Consider the following 22,417-nt stretch of genomic DNA (forward strand, 5'->3'; position numbering starts at 1 on the left):
CCGGTCGCGGGCCGCGTCTGCGCGGTGCGTCGGCCGGTGACGGACGACCGATTGCGCATCGAATCCGGCGCCCGACATGTTCAGCACCGGAAATTAACCAGATAGTGGGAATTTTCGCGCATCGAGCACGTCGCGAAACAAATCCTTAACCGTCGCGTAACGATCCATCACCACAATTCGCCATCTTCGACCATCAGGATGGAGTCTTGCATGTTTGCGTCACGAAGCCGTTTCCCGCTGCACGTCGCAGCATTGTCGACTGCGATCGTACTGGCTGCCTGCGGCGGCGGCGACGATGTGGCGTCGACCGGCACGATAGCGGCAGCCGTTCCGGCGCCGCCGGCCGACCCCGGTTTCGTCGACAGTGCGCCGGTGCCGAGCGTACCCGCGTTCGTCGACAACATCGCGACCAACCAGCGCGGCGATGCGCGCTATGCGACGCTGTCGACCAACGCCGCGGTGCGCGTGGTGAGCCGCTTCCTCGATCTCTGGCAGCCGTCGACGATGCTGGTCGACGCGGGCGTGAGCGCGCCGGCGGTCGGCGCGTTTCCGGCCATCTCGCCGTCCGCATGCTCCGGCCTGCCCGGCAGCGGCACACCGTGCGGCACGATCGTGAACGACGCGGTGCTGTCGGCCAACGTGCAGTACGTGGTCAACGCGACGACCGCGCGCACGCCGCAGCAGGCCGACGCCGCGTACTACGACGACCGGCGCGGCAAGGGCTTCAGCGTGACCGACGGCATGGGTCCGCTCACCGCCGCGTGGCGCACCGCGGCCCAGCAGACGACCAGCATCACCAGCATTCCGTCGGACGCGACGTCGGTGCTGTACAACGACTCGGGCAACAACGTCGGCGTCGGCAGCAGCACGAACGCGAGCTTCGGGAAAGTCGTCGACCTGCTGAACGAAATGGGCAACAACGCGTCGACCGAACCCGCCAAGCGCTTCTTCAAATACGCACGGCCGTACCGCTGGAGTTCGAGCGTCGTGGTCGCGCCGACGCTCGTACCGGCGGAAAGCACGACGCCCGCGACCGACGGCGGTTTCATCAGCGGCCACTCGGCCGAAGCGATGCGCGATGCGACGACGATGGCGTGGCTCGTACCGGAGCGCTTCCAGGAAATGGTCAGCCGCGGCCTCGAGCTCGGCGAGAACCGCATCATCGCCGGCATGCACTCGCCGCTCGACGTGATCGGCGGGCGCATGCTCGCGCTGGCCGTCAGCGCGGCGAACCTGACCGCGTATGCGGGCGACGCGCAGGCGGCGACCGCGCAAGCCCATCAGGCGCTGCAGCAACTGACGGGCACGACCGCCGCGACGTTCCCCGCGTTCGCGCACGCCGCGACGACGGCAACCGACCGGTTCGCCGACTATGCGACGAACAAGGCCGCGTTCCTGCGCCGGATGACGTTCGGCTTCGCCGCGATCGAATCGACGGACGCGCCGCCGGTCGTGCCGAAGGGCGCGGAAGTCCTGCTGCAGACGCGCTTTCCGTACCTGAGCGCCGACCAGCGGCGCGTCGTGCTGAAAACCACCGAACTGCCGTCCGGCTATCCGGTGATGGACGATGCGGAAGGCTGGGGCCGCCTGAACCTGTTCGCGGCGGCCGACGGCTACGGCGCGTTCTACGGCAACGTGATCGTGTCGATGGATGCGTCGCAGGGCGGGTTCAATGCCGCCGATCTGTGGCGTAACGACGTCGTAGGCGCCGGCAAGCTGACGCTGCAAGGCACCGGCACGCTGACGCTCGCGGGCAACAACAGCTATACGGGCGGCACGCAGGTGAGCGGCGGCACGCTGGCGGCCGCGTCGACGACCGCGTTCGGCAAGGGCGACGTGTACGTCGGCCCGGGCGGCAGCGTGAAGATCGCCGCCGGCGCGCCGGTGACGATCGCGGCCCGCTATACGCAGCTCGACGGCACGACGCTCGAACTCGACGTCGACGGCAACGGTGGCGGCCGCCTGCGCGTGGGCGGCCCGCTCACCGTCGCGGGCGGCACGCTGCACGTGAAGTTCGTGAACGGCTACACGCCGAAGGCCGGCGACACCATCGCGCTGATCGACGGCGCAGCGACAGCCGCGAAGTTCTCGACGGTGACGGTCGACGGGTTCAAGGCCACGCCGGTTTATACGGCGGCGGGCGTGTCGGTCAGGTTGTCGGCGTCGTAGCCGGCAGCGGGCGCGCACGGACCGCGCCCCGCGTCGCGCGTGGCGCGTCAGCGCGCGATGACGGGCGCGGGCGCGTTCGCGGCGTTGCCGCATCGCTCCGCCCGCTCGACGACACGCGCCAGCCGGATGATGTCGGACAGTGCGAAGTCGCTCGCGTCGGGCCTCGGCCGATCGCGCTCGTCGGCCATCCGCATCGCGAACGCAAGCGCTTCGGCGCGCTCGCGCAGCAGCGCGCGCAGCGCATCCGCGACGATGCGCCGGTCGCGCGGATCGCCCAGGCCGAGTACCGGCTCACGGGCGGGTTCGATCTCCGGCTGCGCGAGCGGCGTGGCCGCCTGCGCAGAACTGCCGGACATGCAAAAGGGGTTGCGTTTCATGTCGTCCTCTCGTTGACCGATGGCCGCGCGCGCCGTCACCGCCGGTTCGACCGCGACACCACGTCGATCCACACGGCCAGCACCAGCACCGCACCCTTGACGATCATCTGCCAGTACGCGTCGACGTCGAGCATCGACATGCCGTTGTCGAGGCTCGCCATCACGAGCGCGCCGATCAGCGCGCCATAGACGGTGCCCGACCCGCCGCGCATCGACGTGCCGCCGATGAAGCACGCGGCGATCGCATCGAGTTCGCCCATCGTGCCGGCGGACGGCGACCCCGCCGCCAGCCGCGCCGTGTTGACGAGGCCGGCGAACGCGCACATCAGGCCCATCAGCCCGAAGATCGCGAGCTTCACGCGATCGGTATCGACACCCGACAGCCGCGTTGCCTCCAGGTTCGACCCCACTGCATAGATGCGCCGGCCGAACACCGTCTGCGTCGCGATCCACGAGAACACGCCGAGCAGCGCGAGCAGCAGCAGCACCGGCACCGGGATGCCGCCGTAACGGTCGAGCATCGACACGAACGCAAGCAGCACCGCACCGGCGCCGACGATCTTCAGGACGTCCTGCCACAGCGGCGCAACCGCAAGCCGGTAGCGCCGCCGCGTCCCGCGCTGGCGCACCACCAGCAGCAACACGAGCGCGAACAGCAGGATCGCGAGGCCATCCCCCGCCAGGCGCGGCAGATAGCCCTGCCCGATGAACACGAAGCCGTCCGAGACCGGTGCGATCGTCGAGCCGCCCGTCACGCCGAGCAGCACCCCGCGAAACGCGAGCATCCCGCCGAGCCCGACGATGAACGACGGGATGCGCCGATAGGTCGACCACCAGCCGTTGAAGAGCCCGATCAGCACGCCGAGCGCGAGCACGGCCGGGACCGTCGCCGCCACCGGCCAGTGGCGGTTGACGTCGAGGATCGCGGCGACACCGCCGAGCAGCCCGAGCAGCGAGCCGACCGACAGGTCGATCTCGCCCGCGATGATGACGAACACCATCCCGCATGCGAGCATGCCGGTGATCGACATCTGCCGCAGCAGGTTCGATACGTTGCGCGGCGTGACGAACGCGCCGTCCGTCAGCACCGAGAAAAACGCCCAGATCGCGGCGACCGCCAGCAGCAGCGCGAGCAGCTTGTAGCGCGCAAAGAGCTGACGCAGCGGCAGCCCCGCCGTGCGGCCTGCTGAACCACGGGCCGGGGCATCCGGCGTCGCCGGGGTCGAGGAAGAAAGTTCGGAATTCATGTCGCACTCGCTGCGGTAGGTTCGGTGGGGCGCCGCGCGGGTGTCAGCGCGGCGCCGAGAATCTGTTCCTGCGTGAGATCCCGATTGACGAAATCGCCGCGCAGCTCGCCTTCGCCGATCACCAGCACGCGATCGGCCAGGCCGAGCACCTCGGGCAGCTCCGACGACACGACGATCAGCGCGACGCCGCGCTTCGCGAGCGCGAAGATAAGCCGGTAGATCTCCACCTTCGCGCCCACGTCCACGCCTCGCGTCGGTTCGTCGAGGATCAGCACCTGCGGCTCGGCCAGCAGCATCCTGGCCAGCACCGCCTTCTGCTGGTTGCCGCCGGACAGGCTCGCGATCGGCAGGAACGGATGCGCGGCGCGCACCGACAGCCGCTGCATCTCGGTGCGGATCGCATCGAGTTCCGCCGCCGCGTCGATCCGCCCGCGCGCCGCGAAGCGCCGCAGCACCGCCAGCGTGATGTTGTGACCCACGCCGAGCTGCGGCACGATGCCGTGGCGCTTGCGGTCCTCGGGCACCATCGCGATGCCCGCGCGGATCGCATCGGCCGGCGAGCGGATCGACAGCGGCCGGTCGTTCACCAGCACGGTCGCCGTGCACGCGCCCGGATAGGCGCCGAAGATCGCCTGCATCAGCTCGGTGCGCCCCGCGCCGACGAGCCCGGCGACGCCGAGAATCTCGCCGCGCCGCACGCTGAACGACACGTCGTCGACGCGCTTGCGGCGCGGGTTCGTCACGTCGCGGCACGTCACGTTGCGTGCTTCCAGCACGACGTCGCCGATCGCATGCACCTCGCGCGGATACAGGTCGCGGATCTCGCGGCCGACCATCATCGCGATGATGCGGTCCGTCGTCAGCGCGCGCATCGGCTCGGTCGCGACATGGCGGCCGTCGCGGATCACGGCGACGGTGTCGCACACGGCCGCCACCTCGTCGAGCTTGTGCGAGATGTACACGCACGCGACGCCGCGCCGCTTCAGGTCGCGCACGATGTCGAGCAGGATCCGCGTTTCCGTGGCGCTCAGCGACGACGACGGCTCGTCGAGGATCAGCAGCTTCGCGTGCTTGTTCAGCGCCTTCGCGATCTCGATCAGCTGCTGATGGCCGCCGCCGTAGTTCATCACCGGCTGCGCGACGTTGATCGAATCGATCCGCAACTCGCGCAACAGCGCCTCCGCGCGCTGGATCATCGCCGCGTAGTGCATGCGCCCGCCGGGCAGCACGATCTCGTTGCCGAGGAAGATGTTCTCCGCGACCGACAGCTCGGGCACGAGCATCAGCTCCTGGTGGATGATCGCGATGCCCGCACGCTCGGTGTCGCGCACGCCGGAGGCTGCGAGCGGCGCGCCTTCCCAGCGAATTTCACCGTCCCAGGTGCCGTGCGGATACACGCCCGACAGCACCTTCATCAGCGTCGATTTGCCCGCGCCGTTCTCGCCGCACAGCCCGACGCATTCGCCGGGCCGCACGGTGAGGTCGATGCCGTCGAGCGCCTTGACGCCGTCGAATTCCTTGACGATGCCGCGCATCGTCAGCAAGGGTTCCGTCATTCGTTCATGCCTCGCAGGATGCGCGCGGGCGCGCCGGGGCCGCCCGCGCGTCGCGCCGTTACTGGCTCGCCAGCTGCGCCTGGGTATAGAAGCCGTCCTTCACGACGACGTCGACGTTGCGCTTGGTCAGCAGCGTCGGCTGCAGCAGCACCGTGTCGACCTTCTTCTTGCCGTTGTCGTACTGCGCATTGAACGCGGGTTTGGTGCCCTTCGCGAGATCCACCGCCAGCTTCGCCGCCTCGCTCGCGATCAACTTGAGCGGCTTGTAGACGGTCATCGTCTGCGTGCCGGCGATCACGCGCTTGACCGCCGCGAGATCCGCGTCCTGCCCGGACACCGGCACCTTGCCGGCCAGATGCTGCGCGGCGAGCGCCTGGATCGCGCCGCCGGCCGTGCCGTCGTTCGACGCGACGATCGCGTCGATCTTGTTGTTGTTCGCGGTCAGCGCATCCTCGACGATCCGCAGCGCGGTCGACGCACTCCATTCGGGCACCCACTGCTGGCCGACGACCTTGATGTCGCCGCGGTCGATCGCGGGCTTCAGCACCTTCAACTGGCCTTCGCGCAGCATCTTCGCGTTGTTGTCGGTCGGCGCGCCGCCGAGCAGGAAGTAGTTGCCCTTCGGCTTCGCATCGAACACGCCCTGCGCCTGCAGCTCGCCGACCTTCTCGTTGTCGAACGAGATGTACGCGTCGACGTCCGCGTCGAGAATCAACCGGTCGTACGACACGACCTTGATCCCGGCCTTCTTTGCTTCGGCGACGACGTTGCCGAGCGTCTTCGAATTGAACGGCACGATCGCGATCACGTCGACACCGCGCGAGATCAGGTTCTCGATCTGGGAAATCTGCCGCTCCTCGCTTGCATCGGCCGACTGCACCGACACCTTCGCGCCGAGCTTCGTCGCGGCCGCGACGAAATAGTCGCGATCGCGCGACCAGCGCTCGACGCGCAGGTCGTCGATGCAGAAACCGATTTCGGGCTTGTCCTTGCTCGCATGCGCGAGCGGCATGCCCAACGTGAAGAGCGCCAGCGCGGCGGCGCCGGCAAGCGAATTCAATACGGTACGACGCGTCACGGATCTCATGTCTCCACTCCTCTTTATTGGACTGCTCTACGAATGCCGGGCAACCGGCCTGTCACGCACCGGCCGCGAACACCGGCTGGAGCGCGCGGTAAAGCGCGCGAAACGTCGGCCGCCGCGCGTCGCGATACCACGCGTGGCGTTCCCTGTCCGGCTCGCGCACGGCGACGACCGGCGGCTGCGGGCATACGTCGCCCAGCGGCGCGTCCGGTTCGAGCGCGAGCCGCGCGAGGCGCGCGGCGCCGAGCGCCGGCCCCACTTCGCCGCCCGCACGCAGCGTCAGCGCGCGGCCGCTCAGGTCGGCGAGCATCTGCGTCCAGTACGCGCTGCGCGAGCCGCCCCCGATCACCGTGATGCCGTCGGGCGCGAGCCCGGCCGCATGCAGCGCGTCGATGCCGTCGAGCAGCGCGAAGCCGACGCCTTCGAGCGTCGCGTTCGCGAGATCCGCGCGCCGCGTATCCGGGGTGAGCCCATGGAACACCCCCTTCGCATTCACGTCGTTGTGCGGGGTACGCTCGCCGCTCAGGTACGGCAGAAACCACGGGCGGCTCGCGCGGGCGTTCGCCTCGGCATCGTCGAGCAGCGCCGCCACGCCGTCGTAGCCGGCCAGTTGCGCGGTGAAGTCGACGCAGCCGGCCGCGTTCAGCATCACGGACATCAGGTGCCAGGTGTCGGGCAGCGCATGACAGAAGCTGTGCACGGCCGATTCGGGATTCGCGCGAAACCCGTCCGACACCGCGAAATACACGCCCGACGTACCGAGCGACAGCAGCGCATCGCCGGGCCGCACGATGCCGACGCCCACCGCGCCGGCCGCGTTGTCGCCACCGCCGGCCACCACCGGAATCTCGCGCAGCCCGAGCGCGCGTGCGACGGCCGGCAGCAGCGTGCCGGTGATGCGATTGCCTTCGAACACGGCCGGCATCTGCGCGCGCGACAGCCCGCATGCCGCAAGCAACGCGTCGTCGTAGTCGCGCTTCGCGACGTCGAGCCACAGCGTGCCGGCCGCATCCGACGGATCGGTCGCGAACGCGCCGGTCAGCCGGTAGCGCAGATAGTCCTTCGGGAGCAGCACATGGGCGATGCGCGCGAACACGTCAGGTTCGTGGCGACGTACCCACAGCAGTTTCGGCGCGGTAAAGCCCGGCATCGCGATGTTGCCGGCCACCGCGCGCAACGCAGGCGCGAGCCGTTCGAGTTCCGCGCACTCGGCGTCCGCGCGGCCGTCGTTCCACAGGATCGCGGGGCGCAGCACGGCGCCCTGCGCATCGAGCAGCGTCGCGCCGTGCATCTGGCCGGTCAGCCCCAGCGCGGCGATATCGCGCGCATCGATGCCCGCGGCGCCCGCCTCCGCGACGAGCGAGGCGAGCACGCCGCAGGCGGCATCCCACCAGTCGAGCGGCGCCTGTTCCGACCAGCGCGGCCGCGGCCGGCTCACCGCGAGCGGGCGGCTCGCGCTCGCGCGCACCGCGCCGTCGCGATCGAGCAGCACCGCCTTCACGCCCGACGTGCCGAGATCGAGTCCGATGTACATGGCGTCAGCGCAGCCCGTAGATCGCCTGGTTCACGATGTTCTCGAGCCGCTCCTGCGCGCCGCTCGCATGCTGCGGCGCCACGCCGCGCGCGAGCGCATCGGCCGCGAGCGATTCGAGCGTATAGCCGCCGGACAGGATCTTGCGGCCGAACGCGTCGTCCCACTGCGCGTAGCGCTGCCGGCGCAATGCGTCGAGCCGGTCGTTCTCGACCAGCACGGCCGCGCGTTCGAGCGCGAGCGCGAGCACGTCGATCGCGCCGACGTGGCCGTAGAACAGGTCTTCCGGATCGACGCTCTGGCGGCGCACCTTCGCGTCGAAGTTCATTCCGCCGGTCGTGAAGCCGCCGTGGCGCAGGATTTCATAGAACGCGAGCGTCAGCTCCTCGACGCTGTTCGGGAACTGGTCGGTGTCCCAGCCGTTCTGCGGATCGCCGCGGTTCGCGTCGACGCTGCCGAATACACCGAGCGCGAACGCATTCGCGATCTCGTGATGAAACGAGTGCCCGGCGAGCGTAGCGTGGTTCGCTTCGATGTTCACGCGGATCTCGTTCTGCAATCCGTACTGAACGAGGAAGCCGTGCACCGTCGCGACGTCGTAGTCGTACTGGTGCTTGGTCGGCTCCTGCGGCTTCGGCTCGATCAGCAGCGCGCCCTTGAAGCCGATCCGGTGCTTGTGCTCGACGACCATCGACAGGAAACGGGCAAACTGCTCGCGTTCGCGCTTCAGGTCGGTGTTGAGCAAGGTCTCGTACCCTTCCCGCCCGCCCCACAGCACGTAGTTTTCGCCGCCGAGCCGGTGGGTCGCGTCGAGCGCATGGCATACCTGGGTCGCGGCCCATGCGAACACGTCGGGGTTCGGGTTCGTCGCGGCGCCGGCCGCGAAGCGCGGGTGCGAGAACAGGTTCGCGGTGCCCCACAGCAGCCGCACGCCGCTCGCCTGCTGACGCTCGCCGAGATAGTCGACCATGCGCGCGAAATTGGCCGCGTATTCCCGCAGGCTGTCGCCTTCCGGCGCGACGTCGGTGTCGTGGAACGTATAAAACGGCGTGCCGAGCTTCGTGAAGAATTCGAACGCCGCATCCGCCTTCTGCCGCGCCCGCTCGAGCGCATCGCCCGGCTGCTGCCACGGCCGCCGGAACGCGCCCTGCCCGAAGATATCGTGCCCCGGCCAGACGAACGTGTGCCAGTAGCACACCGCGATCCGCAGATGCTCGGCGAGCGTCTTGCCCAGCACGCGCTTCGCGGGGTCGTAATGGTGATAGGCCAGCGGATTGTCCGACTGCGGGCCTTCGTAGCGAATCGCGGGAATGTGTTCGAAATACGACATGGCGTCTCCGTGCAGGGTCTTGTTGCAGCGCAACGCGCGTCGCGGCGACGCACGCGGCCGAATTCGGTTGGCTGGATCGTGCCCGCGCACCTGCCGGCCGGCAATTGCGAAATTGCGCAGCACCGTTGATGTTTCTTGCCAGCCGCAAGCGTGCGGCGCGCGTTCCGTCCTACAATCGCCGAACATCACGCGCGCCGCCGCCTTCGGCGCGCCCCGGAGACAACGGCACGGCGCCCCCGCGGCACGTGCCCCGAGATCGAGATGACACGCGCCCCTTCCGCCCAGACACCGCATCGCATCGCGCTGCTGTTCAACGCGAACAAGGTCTACGACCGCGAAATCATCAGCGGCATCGGCCAGTACCTGCACACGACGCGCGTCGTGTGGGACCTGTTCCTCGAAGACGACTTTCGCTGCCGGCTCACCGGCATCGAACGCTTCGACGGCGACGGCATCATCGCGGACTTCGACGATCCCGCCGTCGCCGACGCGCTCGCCGGCTCGCCGCTGCCGGTCGTCGCGGTCGGCTCGTCGTACGAGGATCCGGCGCTGTATCCGAGCGACGTCCCCTATATCGCGACGGACAACCCGAAGCTCGTGTCGCTCGCATACACGCACCTGATCGGCGCGGGGCTCGCGCATTTCGCGATGTACAGCCTGCCGGTCGCGCAGGAGAATCGCTGGGCCCAGCAGCGCGAGCTCGCATTCGACCGGCTCGCGCGCGCCGACGGGCTCGATGCATCGATCTACCGCGGGCTGTCGACGAGCGCGTCGGGCTGGAATCACGCGATCGAGCAACTGATCGGCTGGCTGCATGCGCTGCCGAAGCCCGTCGGCGTGATCGCAGTCACCGATGCGCGTGCGCGGCATTTGCTGCAGGCATGCCTGATCGCGGGCATCGCGGTGCCGGAACAGGTCGCGATCATCGGCATCGACAACGATCCGCTCACCCGCACGCTGACGCGCATTCCGTTGTCGTCGGTGATCCAGGGCACCGAGGAAATGGGCCGTACCGCCGCGCACCTGCTGCACCGGATGCTGCGCGGCGCGCGCTTTCCCGGCCAGCGCATTCTCGTGCCGCCGGTCGGCATCAACGTGCTCGCGTCGACGCGCCACCAGCCGCTGGCGAGCCCGCACGTGATGCGCGCGCGGCATTTCATTCGCCAGTACGCGTGCCAGGGGATCAAGACCGAACAGGTCGCCGACTACGTCGGCGTCTCGCGCTCGCTGCTCGAAGAGCATTTCCGGCGCGAACTGCAGCGCACCGTGCACCAGGAAATCCTGCGCCACAAACTCGAGGCCGCGCAGGCGCTGCTCGCCGGCAGGCAGGCGTCGAGCGCCGAAGTCGCGATCCGGTGCGGGTTCACGTCGCTTCAGTACATGTACGCAGTATTCAGGCGCGAGCTGGGCTGCACCCCGCGCGAATACCAGGAACGTGCGGCCGCCCCGCATTGACGCCCGCCGCCCATCCGACATTCCCATGCATATCGATATCGACTCCTCACACCTGACGCCGGGCGCTGCCCGCGTGCATTCCGAGCCGTGGGGCGCGTTGCCCGACGGCGAACCCGTGCGGCGCTACACGCTGCGCAACGCGCACGGGATGCGTGTGTGCGTCAGCGATCTCGGCGCGACCGTCGTGTCGTGGCTCGCCCCCGACCGCACGGGGCGCGTTGCCGATATCGTGCTCGCGCACGATACGCCGGCCGAGTATCTCGCATCCGGTGTCTACCTCGGCGCGACCATCGGGCGCTGGGCGAACCGGATCGCCGGCGCGCGCTTCGCGCTCGACGGCGTCGACTACCCGCTCGACCGCAACGAGAACGGCAATCTGCTGCACGGCGGTGCGAACGGCTTTCATCGCGCACGCTGGGACGTGACCGACGACAGCGGCGGGCTCACGTTGCGGCTCGATTCGCCGGAAGGCGACGCCGGATTCCCCGGCAACGTGCGCGTGCAGGTGCGCTACACGCTCGACGACGACGGCACGCTGACGATCGACTATGCGGGCTGGACCGACGCCCCGACGCCGCTGAACCTGACGAACCACAGCTACTTCAACCTGAACGGGCGCCCGGGCAGCGACGTGCGCGGCCATCTGCTGCACATCGACGCCGATGCGTTCCTCGAAGTCGACGATGCGCTGATCCCCACCGGCACGGCCGACGTGACGGGCACCGCGTTCGATTTCCGGCAGAGCGCACCGATCGGCGCGCGCCTCGACTGGCCGAATGCGCAACTGGCCCGTGCGCGCGGGTTCGACCACTGCTTCGTCGTCGGCGACGGTGCGCGCGAGGTCCGTCCGGTCGCACGCGTCTACGATCCGGAAAGCGGACGCGAATTGACCGTGTCGACCGATCAGCGGGGGCTGCAGCTCTATACGGGAAACTATCTCGACGGCGTGCGCGTGAGCAGCGGCACGCAGTGCGCGCGACACGCGGCGCTGTGCCTGGAAGCGGGCGGCTTTCCGGATCAGGTCAACATGGCCGCGCTGCGCGACGACGCGATCCTCCACCCGGGCGCCGTCTATCGACAGACCACCCGGTATCGGGTCGCTGTTCGCGCATGAGACGTCACCTTGCCCCCGGGATCGGCGAAGTCGTCATGAAGGTGGAATCCCGGCGCGCCAGGCGCGCCGCCGGGATACGACTCCATCGACGACTGTGAATCAAGCGAGCGGCATCGCTGCCGTCACTCGATAGCCTCGTACGGCAAACCCACGTAGTTTTCGGCGATCGTCTTGAGTCCCGCTCCGGAAGTCGTGTAGTAGTCGTAGTCCGTCCGCTGCATGCGCTTGTCAAAGGCGTCGCGCTCCGGAAATTCGTGCAGGAGGTTCGTCATGAACCACGAGAAACGCTCCGCCTTCCACACTCGGCGCAGCGCGATCCGGGAATATTTTTCCAGCAGATCCGTTCTGCCGTCGCGATAAACGCGATTCATGATCCGATACAGCGTGTTCACGTCGCTCGCAGCCAGATTCAGGCCTTTCGCGCCGGTCGGCGGCACGATGTGCGCGGCGTCGCCGAGCAAGAACAACCTGCCGTACTGCATCGGCTCGACCACATAGCTGCGCAGCGGCGCAATGCTTTTCTCCAGCGAAGCGCCGGTCACGACGTTGCCGGCCACATCATTGGGCAGGCGGCGCTTGAGCTCTTCCCAGAAGCGCTCATCCGACCAGTCGTCCACCCGCTCCGTCAACGGCACTTGCAGGTAGTAGCGGCTGCGCGTGGTCGAACGCTGGCTGCACAGAACGAAACCGCGTTCGTGATGGGCATAGATCAGTTCGTGATTGACGGGCGGTGTATCGGAGAGCAGGCCAAGCCAGCCAAACGGATAAACGCGCTCGTAATGCGTGAGCACGTCAGCCGGGATCGTTTTGCGCGAAATACCATGAAAGCCATCGCAGCCCGCAATGTAATCGCAGTCCACGCGAAATGTTTCGCCATCCTTTTCGAAGGTGACATAGGGCGAGTCCGATTTCACATCGCATAACTGAACGTTGACCGCCTCGTAAATCGTGGTCGCGCCGCTGGCCTTGCGCGCCGCCATCAAATCGCGCGTCACTTCGGTCTGGCCATAGACCAATACCGACGCGCCACCTGTGAGCGCTTTCAGGTCGATCCGGTCACGTCGCCCGTCGAAAACGAGTTCGATGCCGTCATGAACCAACCCTTCCGCATCCATGCGCTCGCTCGCGCCCGCTTCGCGCAACAGGTCTACCGTGCCCTGTTCAAGCACACCGGCGCGGATTCGTCCGAGCACATAGTCGCCGCTCTGACGTTCGAGAATGACGTTCTCGATGCCGGCCTGCTGCAGCAACTGTCCCAAAAGCAGGCCGGACGGCCCGGCGCCGATGATTGCTACTTTCGTTTTCATAACCGATGTTTCCTGTATTCATCCGTCTAAAAAGCGCGGCCTTGACTAGTGCATCGGCTCGCATTCCCGGACGCGTGCCTGCGAAACGGCGGCGCCGCGGCCGATCATCAGGAACAGCGCGAAAGCCGACACGAGCGCCGGCAGCGCAAGCAGGCTGAACACCGAGCCGAATTGCCAGCCGAAGCCCATCAGCACGGCACCGAACAGTGCACCCGCTACGCCCCCGATGCGCCCCACGCCAAGCATCCACGCGACGCCCGTGGCCCGACCGTGGGTCGGATAAAACGCAGCGGCGAGTGCGGACATCGACGTGACTGCGCCCGTGACCAACGTACCGATCAGGAAAATGAGCGTGCCAAGCCACAACGGGTGGCCGAGACCTCGGCCCGCCAGCAGAACCATGACTGCTGCAAGCACATACGTTGCCGCGATCACGCGATGGGCGTTGAGGCGATCCATGAACCACCCGACGCAAAGATTCCCCAGCACGCCGCCAAGCGGGAACAGCGACGTCATCAGGGCTGCACGCGCGCCGGAGATGCCGGTGTCGCGAAACAGCGTGGGCAACCAGTTGGTGAGCAGGTAATAGATCAGCAGGCCCGTAAAGTACGCGAGCCACAACATCAGCGTCCCGAAGCGGTACGGTCGCGACAGGACGACGCGAATCGCCGATCCGGACTTCGTGGCTACGCCGCCTTCCGCGGCAACGAAGCGGCAACCGTCGAGCGTGCCGGCCGGTGCGATACGGCCGAGGATGCGCGCTATTTTCGCGTCGGCGTTCCGACGGACCGCCATGAACTGTACGGACTCCGGCAAGAGCAGGATCAACAACACGGCAAGCACGATCGGCCCGATGCCGCCTGCGATCAGCACGCTTTGCCAGCCGAAATGAGGAATCAGCCATGCAGACGCGAATCCTCCGAGCGCGAGTCCGGCGGAAAAACCGCAGAACATTGCGTTGACAACGACTGCACGCACGCGCGTCGGCGCATATTCGGACATCAACGTGACGGCGTTCGGCATGGCCGCGCCGAGTCCGAGGCCCGTGCAGAAGCGCAGGACGGTCAGTGACTCGATCGAGTTGGCCAATGCCGCTGCCAGACTCCACAGTCCGAAAAACGCCACGGAGAGCACCAACACGGTCTTGCGTCCGAGCCGGTCGGCGAGCGGGCCAGCCAGTACCGCGCCGATGCCGAGCCCGATCAACGCCGCGCTCATCACCGGCCCGAGCCCGGCTCGCGCAATGCCCCACTCCTGCACGAGCGACGGCGCGATGAAGCCGATGGCTGCCGTGTCGTAACCGTCGGCCGCGACGACGAGAAAGCACAGTACGAGAACGAGCCACTGAAAGGGTGAGAACCGTTGGCCGTCAATGAAGGCCTGGGTATCGACGATACGCTCACTGGATTGCATTGCTGCCCTCCTGCGAACCGATCGACGGCCAGCGGCAACTCGCCGGAACGCCGGCACGATCAGGTGCTTCCATCTAATGTCTCCAGATACTGATGTCGTTATATTTCGATGCCGTACCCGCACGCACGATGCGGCCAGCGTTTGCAACAACCCGCCGAAGCACGGTTGCATCACAAGTTCCGGGTCAAACCGCTCAAAGGTGCGATCAACCCGGTGTCGGACCGGTCGCCACACTATTCAGCGCGGCGGCACGAATCAGCCGTGTCTCCTGCGCCGTGATCAGATGGCCCGATGCCTTCAGATAGGCGGGGAAATCCGGATGCGTATCGCGTGCATGGCACCGTCGTTCGTAGTCCGCCAGATCGTCGTATCCCCACAGGTGGGTGAACTGATTCTGCGGCCCGGCGAGACTCGTCCAGAAGCCGAGCGGATGTCCAAGCGTGTCGAGCAGGATCGGCATCGCAAGCCGGTCGAACACTTCGAGAAACTCGGGCATCTTGCGCAGCGCGATCGTGTAGACCCGGAAATCCACGAGCGGCTTGGCCAAATACATTGCACGGGTGTTCATGCGCGCACCTCCTCCATGCCGGCTGCCGCCGCCGCTTTATCGGCGATGGCGTTCCCCGTCACATAGCCGAACGTCATATTCGGCCCATGGGTGATACCCGCGCCCGGATAGTTGCCGCCCATCACGCTGCGCCGGTCGTTGCCGACCGCGTAAAGTCCCTCGATCTCGCTGCCATCGGTGCGCAGCACCTCGCCGGTGACGCTCGTCCTGATGCCGTCGAACGTGCCCAGATCGCCCATCAACACCTTGACCGCATAGAACGGGCCGGCCGAGATCGGCGCCACGCACGGATTGGGTTTGTGGTCCGGGTCGGCGAGATAGCGGTTGAACGACGTGCTGCCTCGATGGAACGCCGGGTCTTCGCCGCGGACCGCATCCCGGTTGTAAGCGTCGACCGTCTTTTCGAGCGCATCGGGGTCGATCCCGCAACGGCGTGCCAGATCGCCGATCGTCCCGCCCTTGACGAGGTATCCGTTGCGCAGCAACGGACCAACCGGCATTGGCGCAGGCTTGGCATAGCCGAGTCCGTACTTCCCGAGCGCGACCTTGTCGCAGATCAGCCACATCGCCGTCTCCTGCTCGCCTTCGCACGCGCGCATCAGCGCCGCGCCGACATCGTGGTAGGAGTTCGATTCGTTGGTGAAGCGCCGGCCGTTGCGCAGCACGCCGATCACGCCGGGCTTGTAACGGTCGAGCAGATGCGGGAACACACCCCAGCGGCCCTTGCCGAACGGCACCTTCGAGACCGGCATCCACGCCGACGCATCGGCGAAGCCGAGATCCACGACGCCGCCCACCTGCTCCGCCATGGTTACGCCGTCGCCCGTATTGCTGATGGGCGTCGGCGACAGGTGCTCGCCCCCGCGCTTCACATGCGGATAGACCTGCGCGATACGCTCGAGATCGTGCGGAAAACCTCCACAGGCGAGCACGACGCCGTGCCGGGCGGCGATCCGTACGTCGCCGCTCGCGCGTACGCCGACGACCTTGCCGCTTTTGGTCAGCAGTTCCCGCACGGGCGTCGACGTGAGGATCGGAATGTCGAGCGCCAGCGCCGAGCGCGCGAGCCGCGCGGCCAGCGCATTGCCGCTCGTGACATTGGTCCCGCGCCGGTAGATCGCGAGTTCCTTGACGTGCGTCGCCAGACGACGCGCCACGTAGAGGAACGAGACCAGCGACTTCGTCGCGCGGAAGAAGTGCTTGAGGTCCGCGTTGGACGAATTGAACATCATCCCCATGAACGTAATCGTTTCGAGCGGCGGCTTGAGACGCCGCATATCCTTGCCCAGCCCACGGATGTCATAGGGCGCGGCGAGAATCGAGCGCCCGATGTCGGCACCGCCCGGCGCATCGGGGTGATAGTCGGGATAGAGCGTGGGCACGAATTTCACCTCGGTCTCGCGCTCGAAAAAATCGACCATCTTCGGGCCGTTCTCGATGAAGCACCGGACCGCGGCGGCATCGTAGTTGCTGCCCGTCTCGCTCATCATGTATTCGCGCACGCGCTCGACGGTGTCGGCCGGGTTCTGCTGCCGGCCGTATTTGCTCAGCGGGATCCACAGCACGCCGCCGGACAGCGCGGTCGTCCCGCCGAACACGGGCTCCTTTTCGAGCACGACGACGTCGAGGCCGCGCTTCCTTGCGGTGATCGCCGTGGCGAGGCCCGCGGCCCCCGACCCGACCACGACCAGATCGCAATTGATCTCCTTGGCCATATCCAATCTCCTCGTCTTTATGGACTGCTGAATGTCATGCAGCCGGCGTTGCGTTGAAACCGGGGCGCGGGACCATGTCCATCAGCATGCAGTCGAGGCCGCCGTCGACGAGCAGCTCGGCACCGTTGACGTAAGCCGCGAGATCGGACGCGAGGAACATGGCCGGGCCGGCGAGGTCTTCGGGTTCGCCGATGCGACGGCTCGCGGTAGCGGCGGCACGGCGCGCCTCGAAGCCGGGCTCCTCGTAGAACTTCGCCGAAAGTGCCGTGCGGATCATGCCGGGTAGCACGCAGTTGCTGCGCACGCCGCGCGGGCCCCACTCCGCCGCCAGTTGCCGCGAGAGCAGCAGCACGCCGGCCTTGCTCGGACTATAGGAACCGCTATTGGTCTGCGGATTGGCCGCTGCAATCGACGCGACATGAACGAGACTGCCGTTGCCCGCCGTCAGCATGTCGCGCCCGAACGCGCGGGCGCACAGCAGATAGCCGGTCAGGTTGACGGCGATCGCCTGATTCCAGTCCGCGATCGAGACCGTTTCGAGCGATCCGGCGCGCAGCAGCCCGGCATTGTTGACGAGCACGTTGACGGGCCCGAGGGCTGCGCGAACCGCGTCGGCGGCCGCATGAACCGACGCTTCGTCCGACACGTCGCAGCCGAATGCCTGCGCCACCCCACCCGCCTGCCGCAGTTCGGCGGCGAGCGTTTCGGCGCCGGCCAGATTCCGGTCCACCAGCGCCACCTGCGCGCCGGCACCGGCGAACGCGCGCGCGATTCCGGCGCCGATCCCGCTGCCCGCACCCGTGACCACGCAGATCTTGCCGCTCAGGTTCAACCCGGAAGGAGTCGAGGCCGCTGCACGATTTTCAAGTTCCTGTCTCATGTCGTTATACTTCCTAAAAATTTTCCAACCGATTGTGCTTCGTCGATGCTGCGCGAAATCCGTAGCGCCATTGAACGCCTCCCGCGTCGACGGAGCAACGGACAGAGACGACGTCTAGCAGGACATAACGTGCATCATGGCCAATGACCCACAGCGCCTTCGACCCGTTTTGCATTTCGCGCTCTATGGTGCGGAAGCCGGCCAGCCCTGGGTCGACATGGTTCACTACGAACGCATTGCGCTACGCGCCGGCCGTTTCGACTTCGAGATCAAGGCGCACGTCCACGATGCGCTGATCCAGGTGCTCTACGTCACGAGCGGCGGTGGGGAGACTTTCATCGACGGCAGGACATGGGCAGTCGAAGCGCCCTGCCTCGTCGTCGTGCCCGCGCGCTCGGTCCACGGCTTTCACTTTCGGAGCGACATCGACGGTCACGTGATTACCGCCGCGCAGCCTGCGCTGGAATCGCTCGCAATGAGCGCCGCCCCCGAGCTACTGGAATTCATGCGCACGCCCACGGTGCTGTCGATCAATCCCGGCGCCGAGCGCGGCACCTCGCTGGACGCTCTGTTTCAGTCGATCGGGCACGAGGCGGAGAGTCACGAGCGCTGGCAGTTCACCGCGGGCGCGGCGCTGACGATCGCGTTGTTCGTCAAGATCGGGCGACTCAGCGAGAGCGCCCGGCTGTCTGCGAGTTCCGAGCAGCGAACGATGGCCGCGCGGATCGAGCGGTTTCGGGCGCTGCTCGACCAGCACTGCCGCGAGCGGCGGCCGGTCGCCCGCTACGCCGCCGAGATGGGCGTGACCCCCGGCCAGCTCACCCGCATTTGCCGCGCCGCGTTCGGGGTCTCGGCCATCGAGGCAATCGATGCACGCTCGATCCACGAGGCCAAGCGACTGCTCGGCTATTCGTCGCTCAGCGTGAAGCAGATCGCCAGCGAGCTGGGCTTTCAGGACGAGGCCTATTTCGGCCGCTTCTTCCGCAAACAGACGGGCCTGCGGCCTACCGAATACCGGCTGACCGTCCACAACCGATCCTTGCCGTCCGGCAAGCAGGGAGCGGAGTGATGCAGCCGCCCCCCGCATCCGCTTTGCGCCGACGCGTTACGCCGACAGCCCGCCTAGCTTCACGAACAGATGCGCGGGACCGGAGTTGGTCAGGTTGTTGCCGCGCACGTACTCGATCGGCCGGGTGGGATCGAGCGTAACGGCGCCAACCTTGCGGGCGAGCGCCTTCGTCGCGATCAGCGTCTCGAGCCTCGCGAGCGGCGCACCCAGGCACTTGTGCATGCCGTTGCCGAAGCCGAGATGGCCGCTGGAATCGCGATCGATGTCGAACGTCTCGCCGTCGGTGAATTTGCGGCTGTCGCGGTTCGCAGCCGACAGCAGCAGGCGCACCACCGCGCCCTTCGGCAGATCGACACCCGCGACGGTCGTCGCCTCGGTCGTGATGCGGCTGACGCGCTGGACGGTGCCGCGATAGCGCGCCACTTCCTCGACGAATTTGTCGGCGTCGGCCGGGTTTGCGCGCAGACGTCCGAGCAGACGGGGCTGTTCGGCAAGCATGCGGAAGGCGTTGGCGACCAGGATCGTCGTCGTGTCGTGCCCGGCGATGAAGACGAACGCGCACAGCTCCTTCGCCTCCTTCTCCGACAACAACCCGTCCTTCCACATGCGTGCGATATGCGCCCCGATCGACGGGCTGTCCGTGTGCGCGAGCCGCTCCATCGCTTCCTTCAGGTACGCAAAGAACGCGTGCGCGCTCTGTTCGTCGGTGCCCGTCCCCGGCGCATTGCGGGCGAGGCGGCCGAAGTAGCTGAACGTTTCGTCCGACCAGAACTTCATTTTCTCCTCATCCTCGTTCGGCACGTCGATCATCGCGGAGATGGTCGAGATGCTGAGCGGAATGGCGAAATCGTCGACGGCATCGCCGCCGCCCTTCGCAATCATCGCGTCGAGCAGATCCTCCGCACGCTGCGAGATCGCATCGACAAACGGATCGAGCGCCAGCGGCAGGAAGGATGGCTGAACGACCTTGCGCAAGCGTGTATGGGCCGGCGCATCGAACAGCGTGAGGAACGTCAGCGGCGGCGGGCTGACAACCTCGGAAGAAAACAGCTTCGGATTGCGGATCGCCTGATAGACGTCGTCATAGCGCGACAGGAACCACACGTCCGACGTCGCCGACTGGCAACGCAGCACCGGAGCATGCTCGCGCATCCAGCGGTAATGCTCGTACGGATCGCCTTGCGAGCCGTCGTCGACCACCTTGAACGGCTCCAGCCCGTCGGGCCAGTCCAGCTCGTGCGAATAAGGCGGCAGGGGCGCAGCCGTAAACGGGCAGACGCCTGGCGCGCTCACCGGCAATGCCGGCACGGGGGCGGGGGCCGCCACGTGCGTCGAAGCGGCTTCGGGTGCCGCCCTGCCCTTCCCCATGCGCTCCAGCGCCCGGCTCATCGTTGCCTTGGAATGGCGCGCATGCAATGCAATCACGTCGCGTGCCGCGTTCAAGTCGCCCAGCTCGAACGCAGCGACGATGTCGCGGTGCTGCTGGACGATATCGCCAACGATCTCGATCTCGTCCGACAGTGCGCGAGCAATGAAGTCCTGCACCGCGAGCTCCCGATATAGCTTGATCAACTGGGCGTTCCCGGTAGCTTCGATCGTGAACAGATGGAACGCGTGATTGGCCTCGATGTAGCGCGGCACATCGGTGAAGCGCCGCCCGGACACGAACGGCGCCGTCGCTTCGGCGAGCCGGCGGAACGCGATCAACTGCTCGCTCGACAGCCGGCCCATGGTCAGTTGTGCCGCGCCCAGTTCGAGCGCCATTCGCAGGTCGAAGGCTTCATCGACGTCGACGGGCGCGATGTGCTCCTCGCCGGTCTGGACCACCAGGCCGGTGCCGGCGAACTTCTCGTAATAGAAGTTGCGCGGCGTGAGCCCTTCGGCGGCGAGGAAATCACGCACCGCGTCGACCATCGGCGGCGGCCCGCAGAGGTAGACGTCGGCATCGCCGCCGTTGAGTTGGCCAGCACCGATGTGGTGGGTCACATAGCCTTTGTTGGGATACACACTCCCGGGGTCGGCGACCGTGCACGCATAGGTGAAGTTCGGCAGGCGCCGTGCATAGCCTTCGAGCTGGTCGACGCGGACGAGATCCGCGTCGGTGTTCACGCCGAGAATCATGTGGATCGGATACGGGCTGCCGCCGTCTTCGACGATCTTGTTCAGCATCGACAGAAAGGGCGCGAGGCCCGTGCCGCCCGCCAGAAACAGCACCGGACGTTCGATCGCGCGCAGGTAGAAGCTGCCCATCGGGCCGCGAAACTCGATCGGGTCGCCCGCTTTGGCGGTCTCGCAGAGCCACGTCGACATCACGCCTTGACGCACGTTGCGCACAAGGAAGGATACGTGCTGCTCGGACGGCCCGGAGCTGAACGAGTAGGAGCGTGTCTGGTCGGTGCCCGGAACCTTGATGTTGACGTACTGCCCGGGAAGGAAGCCGAGCTTCGCCCGATCGTCGAGTTCGACCGAAAAGGCGATCGTGCTGTCCGACTCACGTTGACAGGCAACGATCCTGCCCTTGTGGGAAGACGGGCCCGTGCCCGACACATCGGCGTTCGTCGCGATCTGGATCACGCAGTCGGAAAGCGGACTCATCTGGCAAGTGAGAACCTTGCGCTCGCTCATCTCGTCCGGGCCAAGCGCATCGTCCACGCAGTCGCCGAGCACGTACTCGCCGGACTCGCACACCGCCTTGCAGGTGCCGCAGACACCATCGCGGCAATCGAGCGGGATATTGATCCTGGCGCGAATGGCGGCATCGGTCACGCGCTCGCCCTCCTCGCACTCGATGAATCGGGTCACTCCGTCCTCGAAACGGAGGGTGATCTGATGGGCCATGACGTTGTCTCCTGGGTGCCGGCCGAACGTGGCGCTCTGCTGGCGGTAGGTTCGGGCGGGGTGGCGTGCGGGGCAACCCTGTTGCCCGCTCGTCCCCCGGTGGGTTGGGTGACGCCAATTTAGCGGTTGAGCCGCGCGCCTCTCAATGGACAGAGACGACGTTCACCCGGATAAAACGTGCATGGGACCACCCGGATCCGCCTGACCATTCGCCCCGAGCCCGTAGCAACTTGCCTCGAACGCCGACTAGCGCCCGGGACTCAGGTTTCAGTATTCGTTGACATGATCGAGTCCGGGAATGCGACGGCCACGGCGGAGGCCAGGATCATACGATTGTGGTTGATCGGCACACGCGAGCGCTGTGTCCGAGGACGAAACACGGTATCCCCGGGCCGTATCGGCTCACCGGAAAGCATGCAGACCGACTCGGCATGCGCAAGACCGACGCGCCACACCTGATCCGTATAGTGGCCCAAACAGGGATTACTCCAGCTGATACTGATCATCGTCGGCGATAGCTGCTCGACGAGAGAAATATGCAGGAACGACCGATCGTTTGTCATAGCGGGACGCTCATCCGGAATATGAGGAATGAATGCGGGCTGCCGGTTTGCGGTTCCACCTGTTCGCGAGCAAGTTGCCCGGGGCGCCATCGCCCAAGACATCGAAAAATGGTTTGCCTTTACTACTCAGCATCCCTTACATTTCCCGCTACGATCGATCGAAGGTTCCGTGCGATCGATGAGACGAATAGTAGAACCACG

The 22,417-nt window shown here is 66.8% G+C and carries 17 protein-coding genes; 4 read left to right on the forward strand and 13 right to left on the reverse strand.

What is annotated here, in order from left to right; genetic code table 11:
* Positions 1 to 210: 210 nt before the first annotated feature.
* Positions 211 to 2,169 (forward strand): phosphatase PAP2 family protein, encoded by a 1,959-nt coding sequence (locus HWX08_RS29360; RefSeq protein ID WP_174920760.1) that lies wholly within the window; start codon positions 211 to 213, stop codon positions 2,167 to 2,169.
* A 47-nt stretch (positions 2,170 to 2,216) separates the two neighbouring features.
* Here the strand turns inward: HWX08_RS29360 and HWX08_RS29365 are convergent, their stop codons facing one another.
* Genes HWX08_RS29365 through xylA form a run of 6 tightly spaced genes read right to left on the reverse strand, consistent with a single transcriptional unit; the run spans position 2,217 to position 9,294 of the window.
* Positions 2,217 to 2,585 (reverse strand): hypothetical protein, encoded by a 369-nt coding sequence (locus tag HWX08_RS29365; RefSeq protein ID WP_244122786.1) that lies wholly within the window; start codon positions 2,583 to 2,585, stop codon positions 2,217 to 2,219.
* Positions 2,582 to 3,793, reverse strand: coding sequence for a sugar ABC transporter permease (locus HWX08_RS29370; protein ID WP_174920759.1), 1,212 nt, complete (start codon positions 3,791 to 3,793; stop codon positions 2,582 to 2,584). The genes HWX08_RS29365 and HWX08_RS29370 overlap by 4 nt, the downstream gene beginning before the upstream one ends.
* Complete coding sequence (gene xylG / locus HWX08_RS29375) at positions 3,790 to 5,349, reverse strand: D-xylose ABC transporter ATP-binding protein (protein WP_174920758.1); 1,560 nt, start codon at positions 5,347 to 5,349, stop codon at positions 3,790 to 3,792. The genes HWX08_RS29370 and xylG overlap by 4 nt, the downstream gene beginning before the upstream one ends.
* A gap of 58 nt (positions 5,350 to 5,407) precedes the next feature.
* Complete coding sequence (gene xylF / locus HWX08_RS29380; protein ID WP_174920757.1) at positions 5,408 to 6,436, reverse strand: D-xylose ABC transporter substrate-binding protein; 1,029 nt, start codon at positions 6,434 to 6,436, stop codon at positions 5,408 to 5,410.
* A gap of 52 nt (positions 6,437 to 6,488) precedes the next feature.
* On the reverse strand, positions 6,489 to 7,967 hold the full coding sequence (xylB, locus tag HWX08_RS29385; RefSeq protein ID WP_174920756.1) for a xylulokinase: 1,479 nt from the start codon (positions 7,965 to 7,967) through the stop codon (positions 6,489 to 6,491).
* 4 nt (positions 7,968 to 7,971) lie between these two features.
* Complete coding sequence (gene xylA, locus HWX08_RS29390; RefSeq protein ID WP_069258757.1) at positions 7,972 to 9,294, reverse strand: xylose isomerase; 1,323 nt, start codon at positions 9,292 to 9,294, stop codon at positions 7,972 to 7,974.
* 261 nt (positions 9,295 to 9,555) lie between these two features.
* Between xylA and HWX08_RS29395 the strand changes: the two genes are divergently transcribed.
* Together HWX08_RS29395 and HWX08_RS29400 are read left to right on the forward strand one after the other, a co-directional pair.
* Entirely contained in the window at positions 9,556 to 10,749 is a 1,194-nt protein-coding gene (locus HWX08_RS29395; protein WP_069258203.1) for a XylR family transcriptional regulator, read from the forward strand.
* 25 nt (positions 10,750 to 10,774) lie between these two features.
* Entirely contained in the window at positions 10,775 to 11,863 is a 1,089-nt protein-coding gene (locus HWX08_RS29400) for an aldose epimerase family protein (RefSeq protein WP_174920755.1), read from the forward strand.
* A 122-nt stretch (positions 11,864 to 11,985) separates the two neighbouring features.
* Here the strand turns inward: HWX08_RS29400 and pobA are convergent, their stop codons facing one another.
* The 5 genes from pobA to HWX08_RS29425 form a co-directional block, all read right to left on the reverse strand.
* A complete protein-coding gene (gene pobA / locus HWX08_RS29405) occupies positions 11,986 to 13,170 on the reverse strand; it encodes a 4-hydroxybenzoate 3-monooxygenase (protein ID WP_107312955.1) in 1,185 nt (394 codons plus the stop codon).
* A 45-nt stretch (positions 13,171 to 13,215) separates the two neighbouring features.
* Positions 13,216 to 14,583: an MFS transporter gene (locus tag HWX08_RS29410; RefSeq protein WP_174920754.1), complete on the reverse strand. Its 1,368-nt coding sequence runs from the start codon at positions 14,581 to 14,583 to the stop codon at positions 13,216 to 13,218.
* Positions 14,584 to 14,788: 205 nt separating this feature from the next.
* Positions 14,789 to 15,151 carry an NIPSNAP family protein gene (locus HWX08_RS29415; RefSeq protein WP_107312957.1) on the reverse strand — a complete coding sequence of 121 codons (363 nt, stop codon included), beginning with the start codon at positions 15,149 to 15,151 and terminating at the stop codon, positions 14,789 to 14,791.
* Positions 15,148 to 16,866, reverse strand: a complete 1,719-nt coding sequence (locus HWX08_RS29420; RefSeq protein ID WP_174920753.1) for an FAD-dependent oxidoreductase — start codon at positions 16,864 to 16,866, stop codon at positions 15,148 to 15,150. Before HWX08_RS29420 ends, HWX08_RS29415 begins: the two co-directional genes overlap by 4 nt.
* 34 nt (positions 16,867 to 16,900) lie before the next feature.
* Entirely contained in the window at positions 16,901 to 17,746 is an 846-nt protein-coding gene (locus HWX08_RS29425) for an SDR family NAD(P)-dependent oxidoreductase (RefSeq protein ID WP_174920752.1), read from the reverse strand.
* Between the two features lie 136 nt (positions 17,747 to 17,882).
* Here HWX08_RS29425 and HWX08_RS29430 point away from each other — a divergent pair, with 136 nt between their 5' ends.
* Positions 17,883 to 18,815 (forward strand): helix-turn-helix domain-containing protein, encoded by a 933-nt coding sequence (locus HWX08_RS29430; RefSeq protein ID WP_174920751.1) that lies wholly within the window; start codon positions 17,883 to 17,885, stop codon positions 18,813 to 18,815.
* A 36-nt stretch (positions 18,816 to 18,851) separates the two neighbouring features.
* On the opposite strand, the gene benC is transcribed toward HWX08_RS29430, so the two are convergent.
* A complete protein-coding gene (gene benC, locus HWX08_RS29435) occupies positions 18,852 to 21,653 on the reverse strand; it encodes a benzoate 1,2-dioxygenase electron transfer component BenC (protein ID WP_174920750.1) in 2,802 nt (933 codons plus the stop codon).
* 260 nt (positions 21,654 to 21,913) lie between these two features.
* A complete protein-coding gene (locus HWX08_RS29440; RefSeq protein WP_341773848.1) occupies positions 21,914 to 22,318 on the reverse strand; it encodes a DUF3331 domain-containing protein in 405 nt (134 codons plus the stop codon).
* Positions 22,319 to 22,417: the final 99 nt, after the last annotated feature.

The organism is Burkholderia metallica, assembly GCF_902832845.1.
GTDB lineage: Bacteria > Pseudomonadota > Gammaproteobacteria > Burkholderiales > Burkholderiaceae > Burkholderia > Burkholderia metallica.